Source organism: Streptomyces sp. NPDC096046 (assembly GCF_040303285.1).
Taxonomy (GTDB): Bacteria; Actinomycetota; Actinomycetes; order Streptomycetales; family Streptomycetaceae; genus Streptomyces.
On record NZ_JBEOSZ010000010.1, the window covers coordinates 44,450 to 66,402 of the forward strand.

Below are 21,953 nucleotides of genomic sequence, written 5' to 3' on the forward strand. Positions count from 1 at the left end.
CGAACGCCGACAACTGGTCGACCATCGTGTTGATGGTGCTCTTCAGCTCCAGGATCTCACCACGAGCGTCCACGGTGATCTTCTGGGAGAGATCGCCCTTGGCGACGGCGGTCGCCACCAGCGCGATGTTGCGGACCTGGCCGGTGAGGTTGCCCGCCATGAAGTTCACCGAGTCGGTGAGGTCGCGCCAGGTGCCCTTGACGCCCTTGACGTCCGCCTGTCCGCCGAGGCGTCCCTCGGTGCCGACCTCGCGGGCCACCCGCGTGACCTCGTCGGCGAACGCCGACAACTGGTCGACCATCGTGTTGATGGTGCTCTTCAGCTCCAGGATCTCACCACGAGCGTCCACGGTGATCTTCTGGGAGAGATCGCCCTCGGCGACCGCCGTGGTCACCTGGGCGATGGAGCGGACCTGGCTCGTGAGGTTGCCCGCCATGTGGTTCACGGAGTCGGTCAGGTCGCGCCAGACACCGGCCACACCCGGCACCTGCGCCTGTCCGCCGAGGCGTCCCTCGCTGCCGACCTCGCGGGCCACCCGCGTGACCTCGTCGGCGAACGCCGACAACTGGTCGACCATCGTGTTGACGGTCTCCTTCAGCTGCAGGATCTCACCGCGGGCGGGCACGTCGATCTTCTGGGAGAGGTCGCCCTTGGCCACGGCCGTGGCCACCTGGGCGATGTCGCGGACCTGGGTGGTCAGGTTGCCCGCCATGGCGTTGACCGAGTCGGTGAGGTCGGCCCAGGTGCCCGAGACCCCCGGTACCTCCGCCTGCCCGCCGAGCGTCCCCTCGGTGCCGACCTCGCGGGCCACCCGGGTGACTTCGGAGGTGAACACGGACAGCTGGTCGACCATGCCGTTGAAGACCGTGGCGATGTCGCCCATGAGGCCGTCCGCGTCGTCCGGCAGCCGGGTGCCGAAGTCCCCGTCGCGAACGGCTGTCAGGCCGGCCAGCAGTCGGCGCAACTCCTGGTCGCCCGGCACCGCATCGACAACCCCAGTGCTGTCGCTGGTCATGCGCACCCTCGTTCCGCTCCCCTAGAGTCCTCGCGACGAGGACTCGGAACCCGCCGGACCGATGGGCGGCCCGGTTGTCGTGCATCATCTCCGCATTCACGGACGTGTATGCGATGTGGAAATACGCCGCAGGTTAACCCACGCTTCCAAACCTGAACAAAGCCGGAGCCGCCATCCTGACCGAACAGCGCGGCCAGGTCACGAGCTCCGTGGAGCGGCGGCGACGGGAACCCCCGTGGCAGCGCCGTCCGCCCTGAAGAAGCCCTGGTCACGCCCCGTGTACCGGGGGGAGGCCCGGCTCAGGGGGCGGCGTCGTCGACCGTGTCCCTGATCTCCAGGATGCCGTCGACCCCGGTGATCGCACAGAGCCGCCGCAACTGCGGTGACGGGGCGACCACGCGCAGCCTGCCCGCCTGGTGGGTGAGGATCAGCAGATTCAGCAGCGTCGAGTCCGCGAACGTGATCCCGGAGGCGTCCAGGATCACCTTCGGATGCCTCCTGATCGCGGTCCGCAGCGCATTCGCCAACGGTGTGATCGTGTCCATGTCGTAGGAGCCACGGGCGTTGACGACCCGGGCACCGCGCCAGTCGTACTGTGACACCGCGGCCGCTTCCGGGCCGTGCGCGGCGGCCGGTTCCGGCAGTGGCTCACCGCCGATGTCGCGCGTGAGCGCGGGCATGCCGGCATCGTCCCAGGGCACCTTGGGCTCCTTCTGCGCTTCTCCCCCAGGGGAGCACGTCATCTGTTGCATGAAAAGTATGTCACGTATCTACGTTCCGGCAATGATGGACCCCTAAAATGCCGCGCATGGTAGGAGTGCCCGAGTCCCACACCGGATGGACGTTCATCACCAGCCACGCTCGCGTCCTGGCCGTCATCGCCGACAATCCGAACGTCCGCATCCGTGACATCGCCGCCCGCTGCCGGCTCACGGAGCGCGCCGTCGCGCGGATCATCGCCGATCTCGAGCAGGACGGTTACCTGTCTCGCACCCGGGACGGGCGCACGAACACCTACCGCATCGAGCCGGACAAGGTGCTGCGCCACCCGGCCGAAGCGGGCCTCTCCGTGGCTGCGCTGCTCTCCCTGCTCGTGCAGGACGAGTCCGACCGCACGAGGAATCCCGTCGGCTCGTGACCGCCGACGACCCGGGCGGGCCCATCCGGACCGGCGCCCTCGTTCCGCTGACTCGGCCGGGCTGGGTCCAGGCGGGGCAGCACCTGCTCGCTGGGCTCGAATCGGCCGTACGGGACGTCGACGAGGACGGCGGTATCGCCGGAAGGCGATGTGAGGCTACGGCGAGGACAACACGGCCGACGTGATACGCGTCAATCGGGCCGCCACCGGTTCGGTGCTCATACTCCTCGCGGCCGCCAGCACGTTCCTCGCCCTGCGATCGCGTTCCTCTCCCGCACCCCGCTCCGACGACGACTGACACAGCGGCCGGCTGCGCAGGCGGCACCCCGGGCGTGTGCGGCGCGCGTCAGGTGGCCGTCGCCCCGAGGACGAGGGCGGCCGTGGATTCCGGATCGCTGTAGGGGAAGCCATGGGCTCCGGGCAATGTCACCGCGCGGCCGGAGGGAGTCTGCCGCGCCGCGTGTGCGATCCAGTCGGGCGGCGCCAGCGGATCGTGCGCACCGGCGGCCAGCAGGACAGGACAGCTCAGTTCCGCCAGGGCCTCCTCCGGGCGGTCGCCGAGGGCCGAGTCCAGATAGCGGGTCAGGCGCAGCGGGCCGGCCCTGAAGTAGTCCGGTACGACGGCGCCGAGCAGTCCGGCGGGTTCGCGCACGGCGGTGCGGGTCGCGGCCCGGAGCAGGGGTGCGGTGTGGCGCAGGTGGGGTGGGAAGGTCATCCCGAGCAGGACCAGAGCGCGCACCCGGCCCGGGGCGCGGGCCGCTGCGCGGAGCGCCACCTGGGCGCCGGTGGAATGCCCGGCCAGCACGACAGGGCCCTCGGGGACACGGGCGAGCCAGTTCGTCACGGTCTCGGCGAGCGGGCCGACCAGTGGCGGGGTACGGGCCCGTCTCCCGGGGGCCGAGAAGCCCGGGAGGTCGAGCAGATGGCAGGTGGTGTGCTCGGCGCATCGGCTGAACGAGGGAAGCAGAGCGTTCACCGCTCCCAGCCCCGGTATCCAGACCACGGGCAGGCGGTCACTTCCCACGGGGCCTGCGGCGTACAGGCGCCGTACCGGCCGGGTCCGCCGCACCGGACGAGCGGTGCGCGCACTGTGGTCGCTCGCGCCGGAGCTCACGGCCGTCGGCCGGCTCACCGGTGTCCTGCCGGGCCTGTGGCAGCCTGTTCCCGTTCGCCCCTCAGGCATCCGCCACTCCTTCCGGACACGCTCTCCGAGTCGGCCGTCGGCTGGATCAACAGCCCGGCCGATGCCCGTCACCGTCCTGTGCCGTACTCCCCCGCGACGGCAAGGCTCAGGATCGGTGGGGAAAGCGCGGCGCGACGTAGCCGGCGGTCCAGAAGGGGACGTAACCGTAGTGCGTGTAGAGGCGGTCGTAGAACACGTCCTGGTCGACGAGTTCGGGGTCGTATGCGGGGGCGTCGGCCGCCTCGTCCCGGGTTCGGTCGATGCGCACCGCGTCCTCGCTCACGTCCGCCACGGCGTCGACCGGGACGTAGCTCTTCTTCTCGCCGATGCCCAGGAAGCCACCGTGTTCCAGAAGGAGGAAACGGACTTTGCGTTCCCCCTCGTCGACGATCAGGTCGCCGACCTTGCCGAGTTCGTTCCCGGAGCGGTCGGTCGCCTTCCGGCCCCGGATGTCCTCATCGGCGGCGGGGATGACCTGCGGCGCATCGGAAAGCCTGGTCAGGACGGGGATGTCGCCGGACTTCATGGATTCTCCCAACATCACGACATGCAGAACAGCGGGCTCTCAGGCCCCGTTCTGCCCTTTCCGTCCCGGTTCCCTCCACTGACCGTGTCATGCCCTGTCCGGGGAAGCCGGGACGACTACGCCGGGAACCGGTTCTTCGTCGTCCGGGAGGCGGGCAAGGCGTCGCCACTCCGCTGCCCGTCGCCGCCGTCCAGGGCGCCGACCTCGTCTTCGCGGAAGGGCGACGACAGCCGACCCGCGCGGCATCCGGCCACACCGGTGTTCTCCGGTTGCCACCGACGCCGAGGTCTATAGCCTGAAACCGTGCCGAAGCCTGAGATCGCGCTGTCACCGCAGCGCTCCCTCCGCCTCCCCCGGCCGGCGATCCGCTCGCCCCGGTCCGGATGCCCGGCCCGCGTGACGCATGCCGATGCGTGACACGCTCCGGGTCCAGCTGTGGCCGCTGCCTACGCTGGGGATCGCACTCGCCGTCGTCGCCGGGGTGGGGCTGCCGCGGCTCGACAAGCGGATTCAGTACGACCTGCCGACCTGGTTGAGGGACTACCTGTTCGGCGGCAGCCCGGATGCCGCGCGCTCGGTGCTGGCCGCGATCGCCGGTTCCCTGGTCACGGTCACGGCGCTGACCTTCTCGCTCACCGTCTTGACGCTTCAACTGGCGAGCAGTCAGTTCTCCCCGCGCGTGTTGCGGACCTTCTCCGCGGACCGGTACGTCCAGACGACGCTGGCACTCTTCCTCACGACGTTCACCTTCGCCCTGACCGTGCTGCGCACCGTGCGCACCGGAGAGGACGGGCAGAGCGGTTTCGTGCCCCGGGTATCGGTCACCGCGGCCTTCGTGCTCACCCTGGCCAGCCTGCTCGGCCTGGTTCTGTTCCTGTCGCACCTTGCACGTGAGATCCGCATCGAGACGATGATGGGCAGTGTCCACTCCGCCGCCGACCACTCCATCAGTCACCTTCTCTCCATGAAGGAGGACGGTGACCGCGCGGATCCGGACGCGGGCGGACCTCCCGCCGCGCTACCGGAGCCACCGGACGACGCGCAGGTCCTGACCGCCGACCGCTCCGGCTTTCTCACGTCCGTGGACGAGGCGGCCCTGGTGAAGGCCGCTGTCGAAGCCGACGCGTTCCTGGTCCTCGACCGCTCCCCCGGGAGCTCACTGATCGCCGGCACACCCATCGGAGCCGCCTGGCCCCGCGCCGGGGAGCCGTTCTCGTCCGGTACACGTGAGGCGCTGGCCGAAGGAGTCGCCGAGGCGGTGCGGACCGGTCCCGAGCGCACCGAACTGCAGGACGTCGCCTTCGGGCTCCGGCAACTCACCGATATCGCCGCCAAGGCGCTCTCCCCGGGCATCAACGATCCGACCACCGCCGTGCACGCCCTGTCCCACTCCTCCGCCCTGCTCTGCGCGTTGGCGCGCCGTGACCTCGGCCCTCGTCCGCTGCGCGACGACCACCAGCAGGTCAGAGTCGTGCTGCGCCGTCCGGACCTGCGGGATCTGCTGGATCTGGCGGTGGACCAGCCCCTGCGCTACGGAGCCGCCGAGCCCGCCGTCCTGGTCCGTATCGCCATGCTGCTGCGCGAACTGGCCTGGCACGTCACGCCCGTTCAGCACCCGCCCGTCACCGCCGCACTCACCCGGCTGCGCTCCACCATCGACGCCCAAAACCTGCACGCCACCGAGCACTTCAAGCTCACCGAACTGACCCGGCTCGTCGACGACGCGCTGGCCGGGCGTTGGCCCCGCGGGCCCGGCAGCTGACCGCAGCACGTCACGAACACGGCCCGGGTATGGGGGCGTGTGGAGGCGGGGGCGGCCGGCGCCGATCGATCACGCCGCTCGTTGCGCGCAGGCCGCTCCTGGTGGGCAGGGCGGCCGGTGCATGCGCCGGGGCGTGCGCGACGGGGCGGGGGCGGCCGGCGCCGATCGATCACGCCGCTCGTTGCGCGCAGGCCGCTCCTTGTGGGCAGGGCGGCCGGTGCATGCGCCGGGGCGCGTGCGACTGCTGCATCCGCCATCGGAACCCGTTCGTCGGCTTGCCGCCTGGTGAGTCGTGATTCTGTTGGTCGCAGGGATCACCCATGTCGCGGTCCGGGTGTGCGTGGCGCTCCGGCCGGCCCGCGTCCCCGCGCTGCCAGGCCTGCTCGGCACCGCGTTGCTCCGCGCCCCGCACCGGTGGCCACGTCCCCGCCGACACGCCGGTTCCGCCTGTGACCGTTTGCGCGGGGGCGCACCGGCGCGCAGGCGCCCCCGTGCTGCCTCGGGGACCGCCACGGCTCGGCGTATTCCCCGGCCCGGCGCGCCCCTCTGGCGACCGTCCCGGCATGCGTGCGGGCAGGGGCAGGGGGAGGCTGTAGGTAGGCGTAGGCACGGGCTCCGCGATCAGTCACCGCCTGTTCGATCCACGATCCGGACGGGCTGCGAACCAGGCCCCGGGCAGTCCCGGTGGGCAGGGCAAGGGGTGTGAGGGGTGTACGGCAGTGGAGAAGCGGGTGAGGGAGCTCAGCGACAGCGATGACGATCCGCTCGGCCTGCAACTGGCCGCCCTGGGGGTACTCGACGACCTGGGGACCGTGGTGGGATGGAGCCGGCGTGCCCAGGACCTCACCGGTTACCCGGGCCACGAGGTGATCGGCCGCTCGGCCTTCGAGGTCCTGGTGGACCCCCGCGATCTGCCGGCCGTCAGGGATGCCGCGGCGGCCTGCCGGAAAGCCGGTGTCTGGTTCGGGATGCTGACGGTGCGGCACCGCGGCGGCGAGCAGGTGGAACTGGGGCTCAGGGTCTCCGAGTTCTCACGGGGCGATGCCCGCGAGTGGTGTCTCGCCGGGGCGCCCGCGGCCGATGTCCTGGAGTGGCGGAGGGACCGCGCGGTGCTCGACGGGTTGTACCGGCGGTGCCCCGTCGGCCTGGTCGTGCACGGTCCCGACATGCGGATTCTGCGGGTCAACCGGGCGATCGAGCGGTTCGCCGGGGTGACGGCCGCCGAGCTCCGGGACAGGCCCGTCGGGGTTCTGCTCGTTCCGGACGACGCGCGTAAGGCCGTGGACCGCGTACGCCGGGTGCTGCGGACCGGGAGGTCGTTGGTCTACTCCGAGCAGTACGCCCGTCTGGAGCGGGACCCGGCGCGAGAGCACGTCGTATCGGTGTCGTCCTTCCCCATGACGGATCCCGCGGGCCGGGCGCTGGGGGTGGCCGAGATGATCGAGGACATCACCGACCGCCACCGTGCCCAGCGGCGGCTGGCCCTCCTCGCCGAGGCCAGCTCGCACGTCGGTACGACCCTGGACATGGGGCAGACCGCGTGGGAACTCACCGACGTGCTCGTCCCTCACCTCGCCGACCACGCCTCGGTGGATCTGCTGGAGCCGGTCGTCCGGGGGGATGAACCGGCACGCGCCCTGATCGAGCCCGTGGTGCGGGTGGCCATGTGCAGCGCCGGCGGGCAGGAGCACTGCCCGCGCGCCCCGCGGGAAGAACCGCTCGACTACGCGCCGGGCACGCCTCAGGCCAGGTGCCTGACCGACGGCCGCCCTGTCCTGGCACCCGCGCTTCCGTCCGCGCTGTGGTCCCTGGAGCCGGGCATCGGCCAGACCCTGCCACCCGGCGCGCATTCCCTGATCGTCGTTCCGTTGGCGGCCCGGGGCCTGGTGCTGGGCGTGATGAGCCTGTGGCGCTCGCGGCGGCCCGATTCCTTCGAAGCCGATGATCTGACCCTGGCGTCGGAGCTCGCCTCACGCGCCGCCCTGTCCATCGACAACGCCCGGCGCTTCGCCCAGCAGCAGCAGACCTCGCTCACCTTGCAGAGCAGTCTCCTCCCCAGCGCGGTGCCCCAGCAGCCGGCCATCGAGGCGACGCCTCGCTATCTGCCGGCCGCGGCGGGCCCGGGCCTGGGCGGTGACTGGTTCGATGTCATTCCCCTGTCCGGGGCGAGGGTCGCCCTCGTCGTCGGGGACGTGGTCGGCCGCGGCCTGCACGCGGCCGCCACCATGGGGCGACTGCGTACGGCCGTTCACACTCTGGCCAGCCTGGACCTGGAACCGGACGAGGTGCTGTCCCGCCTCGACGACCTGGTGAACCTGCTGGCGGCCGAGGTGGAGACGGCCCGGGAACGTCCGGCCACCCAGCTGACTGTCAGCGCGACATGCCTGTACGCCGTCTACGACCCCATCTCGCGGCGCTGTTCCGCTGCGCGCGCCGGCCATCCGCCGCCGGTGGTGACGAGCCCGGACGGCCGGGCAGAGTTGCTCGACCTGCCCGCCGGCCCGCCGCTCGGCCTGGGGGGTCTGCCCTTCGAGGCGCGGGAGTTCGAGCTGGCCGAGGGCAGTCTGATCACGCTCTACACCAACGGACTGATCGGCGAGCGCACCCTGGACGCCGACGAGAGCCTGGCACGGCTGTGTGCGGCCGTGAGCCGCCCCGCGGACCCCTTGGAGGAGACATGCCAGGCGGTCGTGGAGGCTCTGGTGCCCGCTCGTCCGGCCGACGACATCGCTCTGGTCATCGCTCGCACCCGTGTGCTCCCGGAACGGAACGTGGCCTCCTGGCAGCTGCCCCAGGAGGCCACCGCGGCCACCCGGGCCAGGTCACTCGCCACCGCGAAACTGGCCGAATGGGGACTGGAACACCTCACGTTCACCACCGAGCTGGTCGTCAGCGAACTGGTGACCAACGCCTACCGATACGCCAGCGATCCGGTGACCCTGCGGTTGATCCGCGAGCGGTCTCTGGTCTGCGAGGTCAGCGACGGCAGCCATACCTCGCCGCACCTGCGCCGGGCCGGCAGCACCGACGAAGGCGGTCGCGGCCTGTTCCTGGTGGCCCAGATGACGGAGCGGTGGGGTACCCGCTACAGCCGCGACGGCAAGACCGTCTGGGCCGAGCAACCACTCGCCTCCGGGTAGGCCACCTGCGGTAACGCTGCCGGGCACCGGCAGCGCGGCCTGCCGTGTGGGTGAAGGATGACGTGCGGGGTACCAGGGTGCCGCGAGGTGGGCGCACCCGGTGACGGCCTTCTGCCCTCGGACGGCCGCTCCACCGCCCTGCCGCCTGTGCAAGACCGTCAGGGCACGTCCCGAAGATCCGACCGGGCATCCCACCCGGACGCCCCGCCCCGTTTCCGCATCGCTGCCCGAGTGTCCCCAGCCCGACAGGAGCGCGCCGTGATCTTCCAGGACCGCCCCCATGACCCTGCCATGCCCCCCGCGTCCCCCGTACGCCGGAGTCGGGCGCGCCGGAGGCGGAGCGGTGTGGCGGCGGGGCTGCTCGCGGTGCTGGCGGTGTCATGCACCAGCGGCTCCGCCGACTCCCCGAAGAGCACGGCCGGCACTTCCCCGCCCGTTGAAGAGCGTTCGGCGAGCAGCGAGCTGCAGAGCGACTACATGCGTGTCGTGAACGACGTCCTTCCCTCGGTCGTGGAAATCACGACCGAGGGCGGGCTGGGCTCCGGCGTCGTCTACGACAAGCAGGGCCACATCGTCACCAATGCCCATGTCGTCGGCGAGCAACGCCGTTTCACCGTCGATCTCGCCGACCGCCGGCAGTCCCTTCAGGCCGAACTGATCGGCCGCTACGCGGCCAACGACCTCGCCGTCATCCGTCTGGAGAACCCGCCGTCCGGACTGCGCCCGGCGACGTTCGCCGACAGCAAGGAGGTCGAGGTCGGACAGATCGTGCTCGCCATGGGCAATCCCCTGGGGCTGTCCAGCAGTGTCACCCAGGGCATCGTCTCCGCCATCGGCCGGACCGTCTCCAGGCCCGCCGACGGCGGCTCGGCGCCCGGCGCGATCCCCAACATGGTGCAGACGTCGGCCGCCATCAACCCCGGCAACAGCGGTGGTGCGCTGGTCGACCTCTCCAGCCGGGTGATCGGCATCAACACCCTGGGCGCCGTCGACCAGCGACTCGGCGGGGCCGCCCCCGGCATCGGCTTCGCCATCCCCAGCTCCGCCGTCACCCGCATCGCGGACCAGTTGATCGAAGACGGCAGGGTGACCAGCAGCGGACGCGCCGCGCTCGGTGTCACGGTGCGCACCGTCCTGGAAACCGACTCCGCTCCGGCGGGCGCGTCCATCGTCACCGTCGTGGAAGGCGGCGCCGCGGACGAGGCCGGCCTGCGACCCGGCGACATCATCACGGACCTCGGCGACACGCGGATCTCCTCCGTGCAGACGCTCGCCGAGGCACTGGCCGCCCACAGCCCCGGCGACAAGGTCTCCCTCACCTACTACCGCGCGGGAAGCTCCCACACCGTGCGGATGACCCTCGAGACCCTCAGGAGCCCCTGATCATCACGGGCCGTCGAGGTGTTTTCCTCGTGTGCCGGGGTGGTACCCACCGGTCCTGTTGCGGACAGCACACCACCAACTCCGGGAGGGAAACGGCTTGTCGGCCCGATTCGAGAGGTATCTGCTCCAGGACTTCCCGCTGATCCACCTGATCATCGGCGGATTCGGCAACACCACGTTCCTGGTGGGGAGTGTGTTCTTCCTGTTCCCCAGTCTGGAGCGGGTCGCTCTGTGGCTTTTTGTGGCCGGTTCGCTGGGCATGTTCGTGGGGACCGTGGGAGAGGTGTTCGTCCGGCACGCTCGCAGGAGCCGCGGTTCCCCCGGTTGAGCACGCCGGCCGGGGCAGGGGCGTGATCACCAGCTCCAACCGGATTGCCCCGTGTTGTGGCAACGCGCCCGAGACGTGCACGGTCCCCGCACGGCGGCTCGGACGAAGCAGCCGCCCTGTGCGCCGCACCGGACTGGCTCACCAGCGCGCAGTGCGATGAGGTGGCACAGGTCTACGTGCACCATCGACTCGAACTGACCCGCCGGATGCTCCGCACGACGGTCGCACGGGCCGAACAGCTCCGCGGCACGTGCGAAGCCCGGTATGCCTCGCTGCGGCGCGACCTGCTCAAGCCATGCCGCGGCTGCGGCGATGGCACTGCTCTGCGCCGTCCGGCCCGGCACGACCACGACCACGACGCCGCGCTGACCCGTCCGGGACACCGCCGCCCAATCCCGGACGCCAAAGTGCTCGGTTGAAAGACAGAAGATCCGCTCGGCCGGGTCAGGCCAGTCGCCGCCTGCGGTCGGTCGCGTAGGCGTGCAGGATCGTCATGGCGTCGTCCGTGTCCAGACGGAGGAACTCCCGGTTCAGAACCCTGGTGAAGTCTTCCAGGGCGCGGCCGAGGAGGGCGGCGCCGGTGCGGACCTCGACGCTGGCCGACATCTGCCCCTGGACGGCCAGGTCAGCGGCGTAGCCCGCCATCGCGGCCAGGGACGTGTCGTCCTCGGCATCGTGGAAGTAGTAGGCCTCGGCGTGCTGGTTGAGATCGACCCGGACCTGCGTCACGTCGGCGGCGAGGCTCGTCAGCAGGCTCGCCGTCATGGTGGGGCCGAACCGGTCGGCGGGGTGCCCGGCCCTCCGCAGTATCGCCAGACGCAGGGCGAGGGTCCTGCGGCGAGTGACCGCGGGATACACCTGGGAGATCCAGGAGACGACGGCCGTGAGCAGGGCGAAGCCGATGAGCGCTTCAAGAGGTGCGGCGATGCGCAGCCAGCCGTCGGCCGGAACGATGTCGCCGAACCCCAGGGTGGCCACCGTGACCGCGGACAGGTACAGCGCGTCGAGGAATCCGGTGCGTTCCGCCGGGTTCAGGTCGCTGGAATAGGAAAAGCCACCCGGCAGGTGCGGCCAGTAGATCAGCGCCCAGCCCAGGATCATCGTCATGGTCCAGAGGGCGGCCACCATGGCCAGCGCCAGCGGACCGGTCACCGAGACGACCCGGCCGCCGACGTCGATCCGGCGGGCCAACCGCCACAGCCCGGCTGTCACCCACCTGCTCGCCTCCCCCCGCCCGGTGGGGCGCCACAGGGTGTGGAACACGTCCCGCAGGACGGCCACGGCGAGTATCGCGCCGATCAGTGTGACGAGCCAGCCCACTGCCCCGCTCACCTGCGGCCCTCCGGACGCAGAACGCCGCGCACCGACACTCCTGCGGTGTGGCGCGCGGTGGCCAGTCCCGCGCTGATGAGTTTGCGTACGGCGACGACGGCGGCCGCGAGCAGGATGCCGTCCCAGGACAGGTCGCCGGCGAGGCGGACGAGACCGGCGGCGACCAGGAAGTCGAGCAGCACCGCCAGGGCGGAGCCGATGTCGCGCACCGTCCGGTAGGCCGCGACGGCCGACAGGAGCCCGAACGCGGTGATCAGCACAGCGGCGGCGTTCAGCCACTCGCTCACGTCTTCTTCCCTTCACCGTCGTGCCCGGCGTGAGACCGGGACGATTCGGCGTTCCGCAGCTCGGCGCGCTCCTGCGCGATCTCCCGGCCCAGGAAGTAGTTCAACGCGGTACGGATGGCCGCGATGGCGGCGAGCTGACCGATCTCGGCGAAGCTCGGCGCCACTGCCGTGCGCAGCACATCGCCCGCCAGCTGGAACTCGAGTCCGAGGACCAGGAAGCGTCCCAGTCGCAACCGGATCCGGTTGAACTCCTCGACTTGGCCACCGCCGCGCAGGCCCGAGGACACGAACCGCCAGAACGCCCAGACCGCTCCCACGAAGATGACCAGAGCACCGGCCGACTCGATCAGCCGCACGAGGAAGCCGATCGCCTCGCGCAGCGCGGACTCGGGCAACAACTCCAGCGACAAGGTCATGATCGATTGAGTACCCGCCCGTCCGCACTCGATACCGGTGGGTCCGGCACAGTGCAGCCGCCGTCTGTGGCGGCTGTGTCACGTGAGCCCGAAGACGGCCCGGCTTCCGCCGACGCACAGATCCCCGTCCTGCCGCGTGTCGACGCCGTGCGACGGCGGGTGTCCGGCCGTACCGGCCGGGCGGTTGCCGGAACCATGGCCGTGGCCTTGATGGCCGCGGCGGGCACGTTCCTTTTCCAGTCCGGCGCCAACTACCGGCAGCACGTGATCGACCTGGCGGTCGCGCACCGCGCCCCGGATGCCCCGGGCACAGTCGAGGAGGCCCGCGCCGAGGTCGCGGCGGTCATGGACAAGCGGGCCGCCGAGGACCTCCCGTACGTCTTCATCGGCCTGCCGACCACGATCAGCGGTCCCTACGACGACATGGTGCTGCCCTCTTGGGCCGAGAAGCCCGACTGGGAGCTGGAGCTGGCCGCGGTGATCTCCCACCCCGCCTACCGGGTCACCGTCGAGGAAGCCCTGGAGTACGTCGCGGGCTACACCATCGCCAACGACCTCACCGACCGCGCGACCGTCTTCCGCCGGGACATGCCCCCGATCGGCACCGACTGGTTGCGCAGCAAGAACGCCCCCGGTTTCACCCCGCTCGGCCCGTGGATCGTCCCGGCCGGCTCCATCGCCGACCCCTCCGACCTGCAGGTCACCCTCAAACTCAACGGCGAGACCATGCAGGACGAGTCCACCAACGACATGATCTTCGGCGTCGCACGGCTGGTCTCGTACATCTCCCAGACCGCCCGACTGCTCCCCGGCGACCTGGTCCTCACCGGCAGCCCGGCCGGCAACGGCATCCACTGGGGCCGGCTGCTGCGCGACGGTGACGTGATGGACGGCTCGGTCACCGGGCTCGGCGCCCAGCGCACCCGCTGTGTCGCGGAGGACGCACGATGACCGGCGCCCATATCGACCGTACGGATCCCGCGGCGGCGATCGCCGAGGCGGCGAAAGCGTACTCGAACTGGGGCCGCTGGGGCGAGGACGATGTACTCGGCACGCTCAACTTCCTCGACGAGGCCAAGCGCCGCGAGGGCGCAGCCCTGATCCGCGACGGCGTCAGCTTCTCCTTGTCCCAGGCCTTCGACATGGACGGCCCGCAGAAAGGCTGGCGGCGGCGTACGAACCCGGTGCACACGATGCTCGCCACCGGCACCGACGCCGCTCTGGGCGGCCAGGGCTTTCCGCACGGTTTCGGCGGCGCCGACGACGTGATCGCCATGCCCCTGCAGTGCTCCACCCGATGGGACGGCCTCGGGCACATCTTCGATCACGGCACGGCGTGGAACGGCCGCCCGGCGGAGAAGGTCGTCACCTCCGAAGGCGACCTGGTCACCGGCATCGAGCACATGGCACCGCACGTCGCCGGGCGGGGCGTCCTCCTCGACGTGGGCCTGGTCATCGGCCAGGACGGCGAACTGCCCGACGGCTTCGCCATCACCGAGGAGCATCTGACCGCAACCGCCGAGGCACACGGCGTGACCGTCTGTCGTGGCGACCTGGTCCTCGTGCGCACCGGGCGGCTGGCCCGCGCCCGTCACGAAGGCTGGGGCGACTACGCGGGCGGGCCGGCGCCGGGGCTGAGCTTCAGCACGGCCGGCTGGCTGCACCGGAGCGAGATCGCCGGGATCGCCACCGACACCTGGGGCTTCGAGGTGCGGCCCAACGAGTTCGACCACGCCTTCCAGCCGCTGCACCAGGTCGCCATCCCTCACATCGGTCTGCTCATCGGTGAGATGTGGGACCTCGACGCCCCCGCCGCACATTGCGCCGCCGACGGCCGGTACGCGTTCTGGCTCACCGCCGCGCCCCTGCCCATCACCGGGTCGTCGGCTCACCGGTGAATCCCATCGCCGTCAAGTAACGCCCTGGACCGCCGGGCGGGCCGCGCCCGGACGGCAACGCCACCCTCGCCCGCCCGGCCCGCAACACCCCCTCTGCCGCTCGAAGTCGCACGGCGCCATCTCAAGGAGAACCCATGAACGATCCCCGTCCCCGCAGCGTCCTCGTCATAGGCGGCGGCGCGTCCGGCAACGCCGTGACCGTGCTGCTGCGGCGGGCGGGCATCACCGTGGAACTGGTCGAGGCCGAACCCGACTGGAACGTGCTCGGCTCCGGCATCACCCTCCAGGGCAACGCGCTGCGCGTGCTGCGCGAAGTCGGCGTATGGGACGAGGTCCGGGAGAGCGGCTACGCCGTCCACGCCGTCGGTCTGGCCGCGCCCGACGGGACCGTGTTCCACGTCCAGCAGGACATCCGCACCGGTGGGGACGACCTGCCCCCGATCTTCGGCATGCAGCGGCCACGGCTGCAGGAGATTCTGTGTGAGGCCGTCCTCGAGAGCGGCGCGACGGTACCCCTCGGCACCACCGCCGAGGAACTGGTCCAGGACGCGTCCGGCGCCACCGCCCGGTTCAGCGACGGCACCGAGGGCCGCTACGACCTCGTCGTCGCCGCCGACGGCGTCGGCTCCCGCACGCGCGCGGTGATCGGCATCAGTGACAAACCCGAACCGACCGGCATGGCCATCTGGCGCGTCCCCGTGCCCCGCCCCGAGAGCGTGGAGCGCATGGGCCTGTCCTACGGCGGACCGTGCTACATCGCCGGCTACTGCCCCACCAGCGAGAACACCATCTACGCCTACCTCGTCGAGGCCAACCGCGACCGCGCCTCCATCGACCCGGCCTCGTGCGCGGACGAGATGCGGCGGCTCGCCGCGCCCTACGAAACGCAAGCCTGGACGTGCCGCGCGGCCCGCACGTCTCCCAGGTGCGACTGCTGCCGCCCCTCCAACCGCCGTCCGTACGCGACTTCGTCACGTTCGAGGAACACGTCGAGGGTGTACGACGCAGCATCGACGGAATCCCGGGAGCCCCGGACGCCTGGTACGACGCGCCCACTTTCTACTTCACCAACCCCTACGCGGTCATCGGCGCTCACGACGACGTCCCCGTGCCGCCCGGCAGCCAGGCACTGGACTTCGAACTCGAAGTAGCGGCCGTCATCGGCCGCGAGGGCCGCGACCTCACCCCCGAGCAGGCCCGCGACCACATCATCGGCTACACCCTCTACAACGACTGGTCCGCACGCGACCTCCAGTCCCGCGAGATGCAGGTCAGCCTCGGCCCCTGCAAGGGCAAGGACACCGCCACCACCCTCGGCCCCCACCTCGTCACCGCGGACGAGCTGGAGCCCTACCGCGACAGCGACGGATTCCTGCGCCTGGCGCTGACCGCCGAGATCAACGGCGAGGTCGTCGGCAAGGACCTGCTGTCCAACATGAGCTGGACCTTCGAGGAGATGACCTCCTACGCCTCCCGCGGCACCTGGGTACGCCCCGGCGACGTCCTCGGCTCCGGCAACGGCGGCTGCCTCGCCGAACTCTGTGGCGTACGCGGCCGCCAGGACCCGCCGCCGCTCAAGCCCGGCGACACCGTCACCCTCACCGTCGAGGGCATCGGCACCGTCTCCAACACCGTGGTACCCGGGGCCGAACCGGTGGCCCTCCCTCGCGCCCGTAGGCGCCCGCGAGCACGCCCGTGGACCGCGCACCGATCGCTCCCGATGACCTTCGGCTACGGCATCCACACCTGCCTCGGCGCCACTGGCCCGATTGGAGTCCCGCGTCGTCCTGGAACAGTTGCTGGAACGCTTCCCCGAACTGCGGCTCGCTCCCGGCTATCGCCGTGAGCCCGCTCCGGGCCTGGTGCCCGCCCCTCCTGGCGACGGTTCAGTCCAGCGGACGGACCGTCATCGGCAGCCCGCCCCGCATCCGCAGCGACATCATCGGCTCCGCATGGTCCGCCGCCCGGCTCGGCTCGACGTCGCGCTCTGATCTGAGTAGGGCGGCTCCCGAGGACGGTGCCGTGCTCATCGGCTACGACGCGCTCGGTAGGCCGGAAGACCGTCGCCCGCCACGAGGGCGTCGGCCGGGCCGGGGAGCAGTTCGGGGACCGGACAGCCGACGCTCACCACGCGATCAGCCGGCACGGTCATCGAGGGGGCGTGCTTGCCCGCAGGACGACGCTCGTGTCGATCGGTACGATCCGCGAGGAGTCATCGTCGGAGAGCGCGAGCTCCATCGCGAGGAGCCCGACCTGGTGCAGAGGAACGGTCACGGACGTCAGCTCCGGGACGACGTCCACCGCCGGGCCGATGTCGTCGAAACCGGCGACGGCGATGTCCCGGCCAGGGACAAGCCCGGCGTCGCGGAATGCGGTCATCACACCGATCGCCATGACGTCGCTCACCGCGAAGACGAGTTCCGTGCCGTCCAGTCCCTGCTGGACGAGCTCCCGGGCCGCCGCACAACCCCCTCGGCGGCTGAACTCGGCTTCCCTCACCAACCGTTCGTCGACGCCGATGCCGAACTCGCGCAGACCGTCCACGAAACCGCTGCACCGGTCACGGGACGTCCTGAGCGCGGATCCCGCGCGGACCAGCGCGAACCGCCGGTAGCCGAGCCCCACCAGCGCGCGGGCAAGCTGCCGCGCTCCACCGTAGTTGTCGATGCTGACGGTGTGGAACGGCAGGTCGTGCTGGCTGATCAGGACTACGCTGCCGCCCGCTTCCCGGTAGGCGTGGAGCTCCTCGACGAGTGGGTCGCGAGCATCGGCGCCGTCGACGCGGCTGCCGGCCATGATGATGACGCGGGGGCGTATGCCGCGCAGCGTCCCGACGATCTGGAGTTCGCGCTCCGGGGAGCGGTCCGCGACCGCCATGGTCACGATGAGTCCGGCCGCTTCGGCTGCCTGCGTCACACCTGCCGCGATAGAGGAGAAGTACGGGTCGTCGACACCACTGACGACCAGCGCGGCGATGTTCGTCGAACCCCGCGCGATCGCCTGGGCGGACAGGTGCGGTGCGTAGTCAAGTTCCGCGGCCGCGGTGAGCACACGGTCGACGTTCTCCTGCCGGACGTTGCGGACGCTGCCGTTGAGCACCCGCGACGCCGTCGCCTGTGAGACGCCCGCTGCCCGCGCCACATCATGCAGGGTCACCTGGTGCCCCTCGGATACGGCCTCCCCGCGACGCCTTACAGGCGCTGCCGCTCCCTCTTCCATGCCGCACATTGTGCACCGAGCCGCCCAGCGCCTGGAAGTCGCGGAATCACTACCGAGGGTCACTCCGGAGGCCGTGTGCTTACTGCGCCGCACATGCCTTGCGGAATCCAACCGGGCCGACGCGACCACCTTCGAGCCGGGCGACCGTATCCCGAGTCGGTCAGCGGCCCTTTCGTCCACACCTCGGCGACCTGGCCGGGGATATCCTCGGGTAGCGTCGGCGGCGGCTCGTTTTCGTGGTGCGGGAGGGACGGCACGATGCCCCATTCAGCGAGGCCGACCGTCACGCTGCGTGATGTGGCGGCTGCCGCCGGTGTGTCGGTCCCGACCGCGTCACGTGTGCTGGGCGGCAGTTCCCGGACAGTCGCGGAGGAATACCGGCAGCGGGTCCTCTCCGCCGCGGCCGCGTTGCGCTACACCGCGGACGCCTCGGCCCGGGCGATGCGGCGCGCGAACGACTCGATCGCGGTCGTCGGCGACGACCTCACGACCCCGTCGATGGGAATGGTCGCCGCGGCGATGGAACGGCGGGCACGCGACGCCGGGGCGTTCGTGACCGTCTCGTCGACCCACGGCACCGCCGAGCGGCAGCTCGAAACCGTCCGGGTGCAGCGTGCTCTGCGACCGCGTGCGCTCATTCTGACCTCGAGCCGCCTCGATACGAAGGTCCTCGGCGGGCGCCTGCTCGACGAGTTGCTCGGCTACGAACGCGAGGGTGGCCGGGTAGTGATCGTCGGCGACACCGACATGCCGTTCGACTCCATCAGCTTCGACAATCACGGCCCTGCGAAGGAATTGGCCACCTACGTCGCCGGGGCGGGGTTCCGGCACGTGACGATCCTGGCCGGCGCCCGCGGGCAAGGCAATGTCTCGGCCCGTACCGCGGGCTTCATCGCCGGTCTCCACCACGGCGGCATCGTGGAGCGGCACATCCGGATCTCGCACTGCGCGGTGAACCGCCAGGGGGGGTTCGACGCGGCGCGGCGGCTGGTCGCCGAGGGGCTGGAGCCGCCCCACGCGGTCCTCGCCGCCAACGACACCATCGCCATCGGCGCGATGTCCGCCTTCCGTACTGCCGGAGTGGCGGTGCCGGACGAGGTCGCGGTGACCGGTTTCGACGACATCGAGCTCGCGGTCGACGTGACACCGCGGCTGACGACCGTGTCGTTGCCGCTGGCGCAGGCAGGTGCCGAGGCGGTCCGCCTCGCGCTCGCGGACCGTACGAAAGCAGAGCACTTGATGATGCGCGGGCAGGTCGTGGTGCGCGACAGCACGACGACCCTCGTCGTCTGAACCGCCCCTGAGCCGATCACTCCCGCCGGCGCGCACAACGCCTTCGGGCCACCAGAACCTGCCACGTCAAGGTCACATGTTTGCCCGCTGACCGGCGCTTGACGCCTTCGATCACAGACGTACCCCCTATGCGGAATACGATTTCCCACGGAGAAGGGCGAGGTGAACTGCGTGGTCTGGGTGATGGACCAACGGTGCGGGCATGCTGTAGGCACCGGACCAGGGCTGGTTCGCCGTGTTCACCGCACCTGGCACCGGCCCTGGCAGAACCTGGCCCTGACCTTCCAGGACAGCACCATCACCGCCAAGATCAACGGGACCACCGTCGGTACGGTCACCGACACGAACAACGGCAGTAACGACCAGCGGCGGAAGCTGGTCAAGGTCTCGTGACCAGCTGAGGCTCCGACCGATCCCATGGGCGGGGCGCGCCCGAACCGCAGGTCTGCCCCGCCCATGCGCCGGGAGCCTTGAGCCGAAGAACCCCTGCATCACGTCGACACGTTCATCTGCTCGAAACCTTGACGCACTCGATCGCCGCTGGGCACACTGCGCGGAATACGTTTTCCCCCATGTCAGACCGGACACGCGCCCGTGTCCTCGGGCACCCGTCGGTGCGTCCCCCGCACGGCCCCCGACTGCCTGCGCCCCGAGCCGTCACGCGACCTCTCGACCGGACGCGTCACCGCAGGAGCCAGCACCTCACCACCACAGACGACAAGAAGAGGACCATGACCGGCAACCGAAGACTTGTGTCACGAGCGACAGCCGCCGCACTGTGCGCGCTGGCAGTCGTGCTCGCGTCGATCGTGCTCATTCCAGCGCAGCGGGCCTTCGCCGCGGGCACCACGTACTACGTGAGCGCGACCGGCAACGACAGCAACGCCGGAACCAGCACCAGCGCGCCCTGGCGCTCGCTGAGCAAGGTGAACTCGAAGACGTTCCAGCCAGGCGACACCATTCGCTTCGAGTCCGGTGACAGCTGGACCGGGCAGCTGTGGCCGAAGGGGTCCGGCACCGACGGCGCCCCGATCTCCATCAACAGCTACGGAACGGGCGCCAAGCCGAAGATCGCCGGCCAGGGCACCGTCGCCGACGCGGTGCGGCTGTTCAACCAGCAGTACTGGGAGATCCGCAACCTCGACGTGTCGAACGCGGTGCCCACCGGGACGACAGACGGTTCGAAACTCGGCGACTTCCGCGGTATCGGCGTGCACGGTGACAACGGCCAGACCCTGCACCACTTCGTGATCGACTCGGTCGACGTGCACGACGTCACCGGCGAGGTCAAATGGGTCGGCGGCAGCACCGCCGACAACAAGCCGGGCATCACCTTCGGGCAGGGCTGGGACCGTTCGAAGAACACCGGCGGCATCGCCTTCCTCACCGGCGTCCAGGACATCACCGCGCCCGGTGCCCCCACGATGCTCGACGGCATCACCGTGCAGAACTCCACCATCAAGAACACCTCATTCAACGGGATCGTCACGAAGCAGTACGCCGGTGACGCACCCGGTGCCGTCTACACCGGCTGGGGCAAGCGCGCCACGGCCAGCGACCCCGCTTGGAAGCCGTACACCAACGTCACGTTCCGCGGCAACTACATCACGCAGGCGAACACGCCCTTCGGCTGCAACGGCATCTACGTCACCGGCGTCCGAGGCGCACTCGTCGAAGGCAACGTGATCGACCGGGTCGGCGTCTCCGGCGTCGAGACCAACATGGCCGACAGCGTCACCGTCCAGCACAACGAGATCATGGGCACCCGCCTCTCGTCGGGCGGTGCCGACCAGAACGCCCTGGACCCCGACATCGGCACCACCAACCAGCTGTTCCAGTACAACTACCTCCACGACAACGGCGACGGCATCCTGCTGTGCGCGTGCAACTCCGCGGTCAAGTTCGGCAGCGTGGTGATCCGCTACAACGTCATCACCGGCAGCAAGCGGTGGAACATCCACATGTCGCAGCAGACCGGCTCGGTGGCGCACGTCTACAACAACACCTTCGCCAACACCGATTCGCAGACCATGGTGAGCGGCGGCGTCGGCGGCAAGGTAACGTTCACCAACAACCTGTTCGTCTCCGGAAACTCCGCACCCGAGTTCAGGCAACAGTCGAGCATCATCTACAACAACAACGGATACTCGTCCAACCTGACCACTCGGCCGGCGTCGGACGCGAACGCCGTGGTCGGCGCTCCGCAGTTCGTGAATGCCTCCGCCACGGGTCCGTACGGCGACGAGAACGGTCCGAGGCTCGGCACGGCGGCGAACTTCGCGCTCCAGTCAGGATCGGTGTTCGGCGACGCCGGCGCCACGGTCACCGGCAACGGCGGTCTCGACTACGCCGGGGCGACCGTGCCGATCGGGAACGGTCCGGAGATCGGTGCCTTCGAACGCGGCGCCCCCAACATCGCGTTCACGGACACCTTCGACGGACTGGCGACCGGCGCGCTCGCCAACGGGACCAACGGATGGCGGGTCATCTCGACCAACAACGACGTCTCCGTGGTGGGGACGCCGTCCGCCACCGACAAGAGTGTCCGGCTGACCCGCACCATCGAAGGCGGCGGCACCGACGGGACCAACCTCGCCCGGCTCTTCAGCACCCCTCTGCAGGGCGTGGTGACCATCGACACGCAGGTGATGCGCAACGACACGCAGGCCGGCTGGTTCGGGCTGCCCTACGTGTACAACGCCAGCGGTGCCCCAGCCGTCAGCGTCGCCTTCGCCCGCGGCCAGATCCACGCGTACAAGGGAACCACGGACACCGTGATCGGTACGTACACCAATGGCAAGTGGTACCGGGTCACGCTCACCGTGGACACCGTGAACCAGCGCTTCGACCTGGACATCGACGGCCGGCGCGTAGTGAGCGACGCCGCGTTCCGCACCTCGATGCCGGGGATCGCGAAGGTCGCGTGGTACTCGAACGGGGGCGAGCGCGGAGCGGTGCACGTGGATGACGTCCGGATCTCGCGCGGTACCGGATTCGGCCAGTGAAACAATGAGAAATCAGCTCTGCCGGGCC

General features: G+C 70.4%; 18 protein-coding genes and 4 pseudogenes. 14 read left to right on the plus strand and 8 right to left on the minus strand.

Annotated elements, in window-relative coordinates; genetic code table 11:
* Both ABTX62_RS11660 and ABTX62_RS11665 read right to left on the minus strand, forming a co-directional pair.
* On the minus strand, positions 1-1,015 hold a 1,015-nt coding region (locus ABTX62_RS11660), incomplete at its 3' end, for a HAMP domain-containing protein (protein ID WP_352115985.1).
* A gap of 299 nt (positions 1,016-1,314) precedes the next feature.
* Positions 1,315-1,716, minus strand: coding sequence for an STAS domain-containing protein (locus tag ABTX62_RS11665; protein WP_352115986.1), 402 nt, complete (start codon positions 1,714-1,716; stop codon positions 1,315-1,317).
* Between the two features lie 107 nt (positions 1,717-1,823).
* Here ABTX62_RS11665 and ABTX62_RS11670 point away from each other — a divergent pair, with 107 nt between their 5' ends.
* The gene (locus ABTX62_RS11670) at positions 1,824-2,153 is read left to right on the plus strand and encodes a helix-turn-helix transcriptional regulator (RefSeq protein WP_352115987.1); all 330 of its coding nucleotides are present in this window, start codon (positions 1,824-1,826) and stop codon (positions 2,151-2,153) included.
* Positions 2,150-2,326 (plus strand): annotated as a pseudogene (locus tag ABTX62_RS11675) (ABC transporter substrate-binding protein); the annotation flags it as partial. The gene ABTX62_RS11670 and the pseudogene ABTX62_RS11675, both read left to right, overlap by 4 nt.
* 173 nt (positions 2,327-2,499) lie before the next feature.
* Here ABTX62_RS11675 and ABTX62_RS11680 read toward each other — a convergent pair.
* Both ABTX62_RS11680 and ABTX62_RS11685 read right to left on the minus strand, forming a co-directional pair.
* On the minus strand, positions 2,500-3,336 hold the full coding sequence (locus ABTX62_RS11680; RefSeq protein ID WP_352115988.1) for an alpha/beta fold hydrolase: 837 nt from the start codon (positions 3,334-3,336) through the stop codon (positions 2,500-2,502).
* A gap of 106 nt (positions 3,337-3,442) precedes the next feature.
* Positions 3,443-3,862 (minus strand): PRC-barrel domain-containing protein, encoded by a 420-nt coding sequence (locus ABTX62_RS11685; protein WP_352115989.1) that lies wholly within the window; start codon positions 3,860-3,862, stop codon positions 3,443-3,445.
* A gap of 409 nt (positions 3,863-4,271) precedes the next feature.
* Between ABTX62_RS11685 and ABTX62_RS11690 the strand changes: the two genes are divergently transcribed.
* The 5 genes from ABTX62_RS11690 (at position 4,272) to ABTX62_RS11710 (ending at position 10,894) form a co-directional block, all read left to right on the plus strand.
* The gene (locus ABTX62_RS11690) at positions 4,272-5,624 is read left to right on the plus strand and encodes a DUF2254 domain-containing protein (RefSeq protein WP_352115990.1); all 1,353 of its coding nucleotides are present in this window, start codon (positions 4,272-4,274) and stop codon (positions 5,622-5,624) included.
* 731 nt (positions 5,625-6,355) lie between these two features.
* Complete coding sequence (locus ABTX62_RS11695; protein WP_352115991.1) at positions 6,356-8,764, plus strand: SpoIIE family protein phosphatase; 2,409 nt, start codon at positions 6,356-6,358, stop codon at positions 8,762-8,764.
* A gap of 291 nt (positions 8,765-9,055) precedes the next feature.
* Positions 9,056-10,147 carry a S1C family serine protease gene (locus tag ABTX62_RS11700; RefSeq protein ID WP_352116117.1) on the plus strand — a complete coding sequence of 364 codons (1,092 nt, stop codon included), beginning with the start codon at positions 9,056-9,058 and terminating at the stop codon, positions 10,145-10,147.
* Positions 10,148-10,244: 97 nt separating this feature from the next.
* Entirely contained in the window at positions 10,245-10,475 is a 231-nt protein-coding gene (locus ABTX62_RS11705; protein ID WP_352115992.1) for a YrhK family protein, read from the plus strand.
* Between the two features lie 161 nt (positions 10,476-10,636).
* Positions 10,637-10,894 carry a hypothetical protein gene (locus ABTX62_RS11710; protein ID WP_352115993.1) on the plus strand — a complete coding sequence of 86 codons (258 nt, stop codon included), beginning with the start codon at positions 10,637-10,639 and terminating at the stop codon, positions 10,892-10,894.
* Positions 10,895-10,919: 25 nt separating this feature from the next.
* On the opposite strand, the gene ABTX62_RS11715 is transcribed toward ABTX62_RS11710, so the two are convergent.
* From ABTX62_RS11715 to ABTX62_RS11725, 3 genes are read right to left on the minus strand one after another with little or no spacing between them, the layout of a single operon-like run.
* Complete coding sequence (locus ABTX62_RS11715; RefSeq protein ID WP_352115994.1) at positions 10,920-11,807, minus strand: potassium channel family protein; 888 nt, start codon at positions 11,805-11,807, stop codon at positions 10,920-10,922.
* On the minus strand, positions 11,804-12,094 hold the full coding sequence (locus ABTX62_RS11720; protein ID WP_352115995.1) for a hypothetical protein: 291 nt from the start codon (positions 12,092-12,094) through the stop codon (positions 11,804-11,806). The genes ABTX62_RS11715 and ABTX62_RS11720 overlap by 4 nt, the downstream gene beginning before the upstream one ends.
* Positions 12,091-12,510, minus strand: a complete 420-nt coding sequence (locus tag ABTX62_RS11725) for a DUF1622 domain-containing protein (RefSeq protein ID WP_352115996.1) — start codon at positions 12,508-12,510, stop codon at positions 12,091-12,093. Before ABTX62_RS11725 ends, ABTX62_RS11720 begins: the two co-directional genes overlap by 4 nt.
* A 195-nt stretch (positions 12,511-12,705) precedes the next feature.
* Here ABTX62_RS11725 and ABTX62_RS11730 point away from each other — a divergent pair, with 195 nt between their 5' ends.
* The 4 genes and pseudogenes from ABTX62_RS11730 to ABTX62_RS11745 all read left to right on the plus strand — a co-directional run.
* Complete coding sequence (locus ABTX62_RS11730) at positions 12,706-13,461, plus strand: fumarylacetoacetate hydrolase family protein (protein WP_352115997.1); 756 nt, start codon at positions 12,706-12,708, stop codon at positions 13,459-13,461.
* Positions 13,458-14,428: pseudogene (locus tag ABTX62_RS11735) on the plus strand (cyclase family protein). Before ABTX62_RS11730 ends, ABTX62_RS11735 begins: the two are co-directional and overlap by 4 nt.
* A gap of 114 nt (positions 14,429-14,542) precedes the next feature.
* Positions 14,543-15,289, plus strand: a pseudogene (locus ABTX62_RS11740) (FAD-dependent monooxygenase); the annotation flags it as partial.
* Positions 15,253-16,104 (plus strand): annotated as a pseudogene (locus tag ABTX62_RS11745) (fumarylacetoacetate hydrolase family protein); the annotation flags it as partial. The pseudogenes ABTX62_RS11740 and ABTX62_RS11745, both read left to right, overlap by 37 nt.
* A gap of 452 nt (positions 16,105-16,556) precedes the next feature.
* Here ABTX62_RS11745 and ABTX62_RS11750 read toward each other — a convergent pair.
* Positions 16,557-17,564 (minus strand): LacI family DNA-binding transcriptional regulator, encoded by a 1,008-nt coding sequence (locus tag ABTX62_RS11750; protein ID WP_352115998.1) that lies wholly within the window; start codon positions 17,562-17,564, stop codon positions 16,557-16,559.
* Positions 17,565-17,885: 321 nt separating this feature from the next.
* Here ABTX62_RS11750 and ABTX62_RS11755 point away from each other — a divergent pair, with 321 nt between their 5' ends.
* The 3 genes from ABTX62_RS11755 to ABTX62_RS11765 all read left to right on the plus strand — a co-directional run bounded on the left by ABTX62_RS11755 (position 17,886) and on the right by ABTX62_RS11765 (position 21,925).
* A complete protein-coding gene (locus ABTX62_RS11755; RefSeq protein WP_352115999.1) occupies positions 17,886-18,920 on the plus strand; it encodes a LacI family DNA-binding transcriptional regulator in 1,035 nt (344 codons plus the stop codon).
* Between the two features lie 162 nt (positions 18,921-19,082).
* Positions 19,083-19,313, plus strand: coding sequence for a hypothetical protein (locus ABTX62_RS11760; protein ID WP_352116000.1), 231 nt, complete (start codon positions 19,083-19,085; stop codon positions 19,311-19,313).
* A gap of 338 nt (positions 19,314-19,651) precedes the next feature.
* Positions 19,652-21,925, plus strand: a complete 2,274-nt coding sequence (locus tag ABTX62_RS11765) for a right-handed parallel beta-helix repeat-containing protein (protein WP_352116001.1) — start codon at positions 19,652-19,654, stop codon at positions 21,923-21,925.
* The last annotated feature ends 28 nt before the right edge of the window (positions 21,926-21,953 follow it).

What these genes read in the sequence shown, in the direction of transcription:
- ABTX62_RS11670 (WP_352115987.1), top strand. Translation starts at nt 1,824, where the DNA reads ATGGTAGGAGTGCCCGAGTCCCACACCGGATGGACGTTCATCACCAGC.
- ABTX62_RS11680 (WP_352115988.1), bottom strand. Translation starts at nt 3,336, where the DNA reads ATGCCTGAGGGGCGAACGGGAACAGGCTGCCACAGGCCCGGCAGGACA.
- ABTX62_RS11685 (WP_352115989.1), bottom strand. Translation starts at nt 3,862, where the DNA reads ATGAAGTCCGGCGACATCCCCGTCCTGACCAGGCTTTCCGATGCGCCG.
- ABTX62_RS11690 (WP_352115990.1), top strand. Translation starts at nt 4,272, where the DNA reads ATGCGTGACACGCTCCGGGTCCAGCTGTGGCCGCTGCCTACGCTGGGG.
- ABTX62_RS11700 (WP_352116117.1), top strand. Translation starts at nt 9,056, where the DNA reads ATGCCCCCCGCGTCCCCCGTACGCCGGAGTCGGGCGCGCCGGAGGCGG.
- ABTX62_RS11725 (WP_352115996.1), bottom strand. Translation starts at nt 12,510, where the DNA reads ATGACCTTGTCGCTGGAGTTGTTGCCCGAGTCCGCGCTGCGCGAGGCG.
- ABTX62_RS11730 (WP_352115997.1), top strand. Translation starts at nt 12,706, where the DNA reads ATGGCCGTGGCCTTGATGGCCGCGGCGGGCACGTTCCTTTTCCAGTCC.
- ABTX62_RS11755 (WP_352115999.1), top strand. Translation starts at nt 17,886, where the DNA reads ATGCCCCATTCAGCGAGGCCGACCGTCACGCTGCGTGATGTGGCGGCT.
- ABTX62_RS11765 (WP_352116001.1), top strand. Translation starts at nt 19,652, where the DNA reads ATGACCGGCAACCGAAGACTTGTGTCACGAGCGACAGCCGCCGCACTG.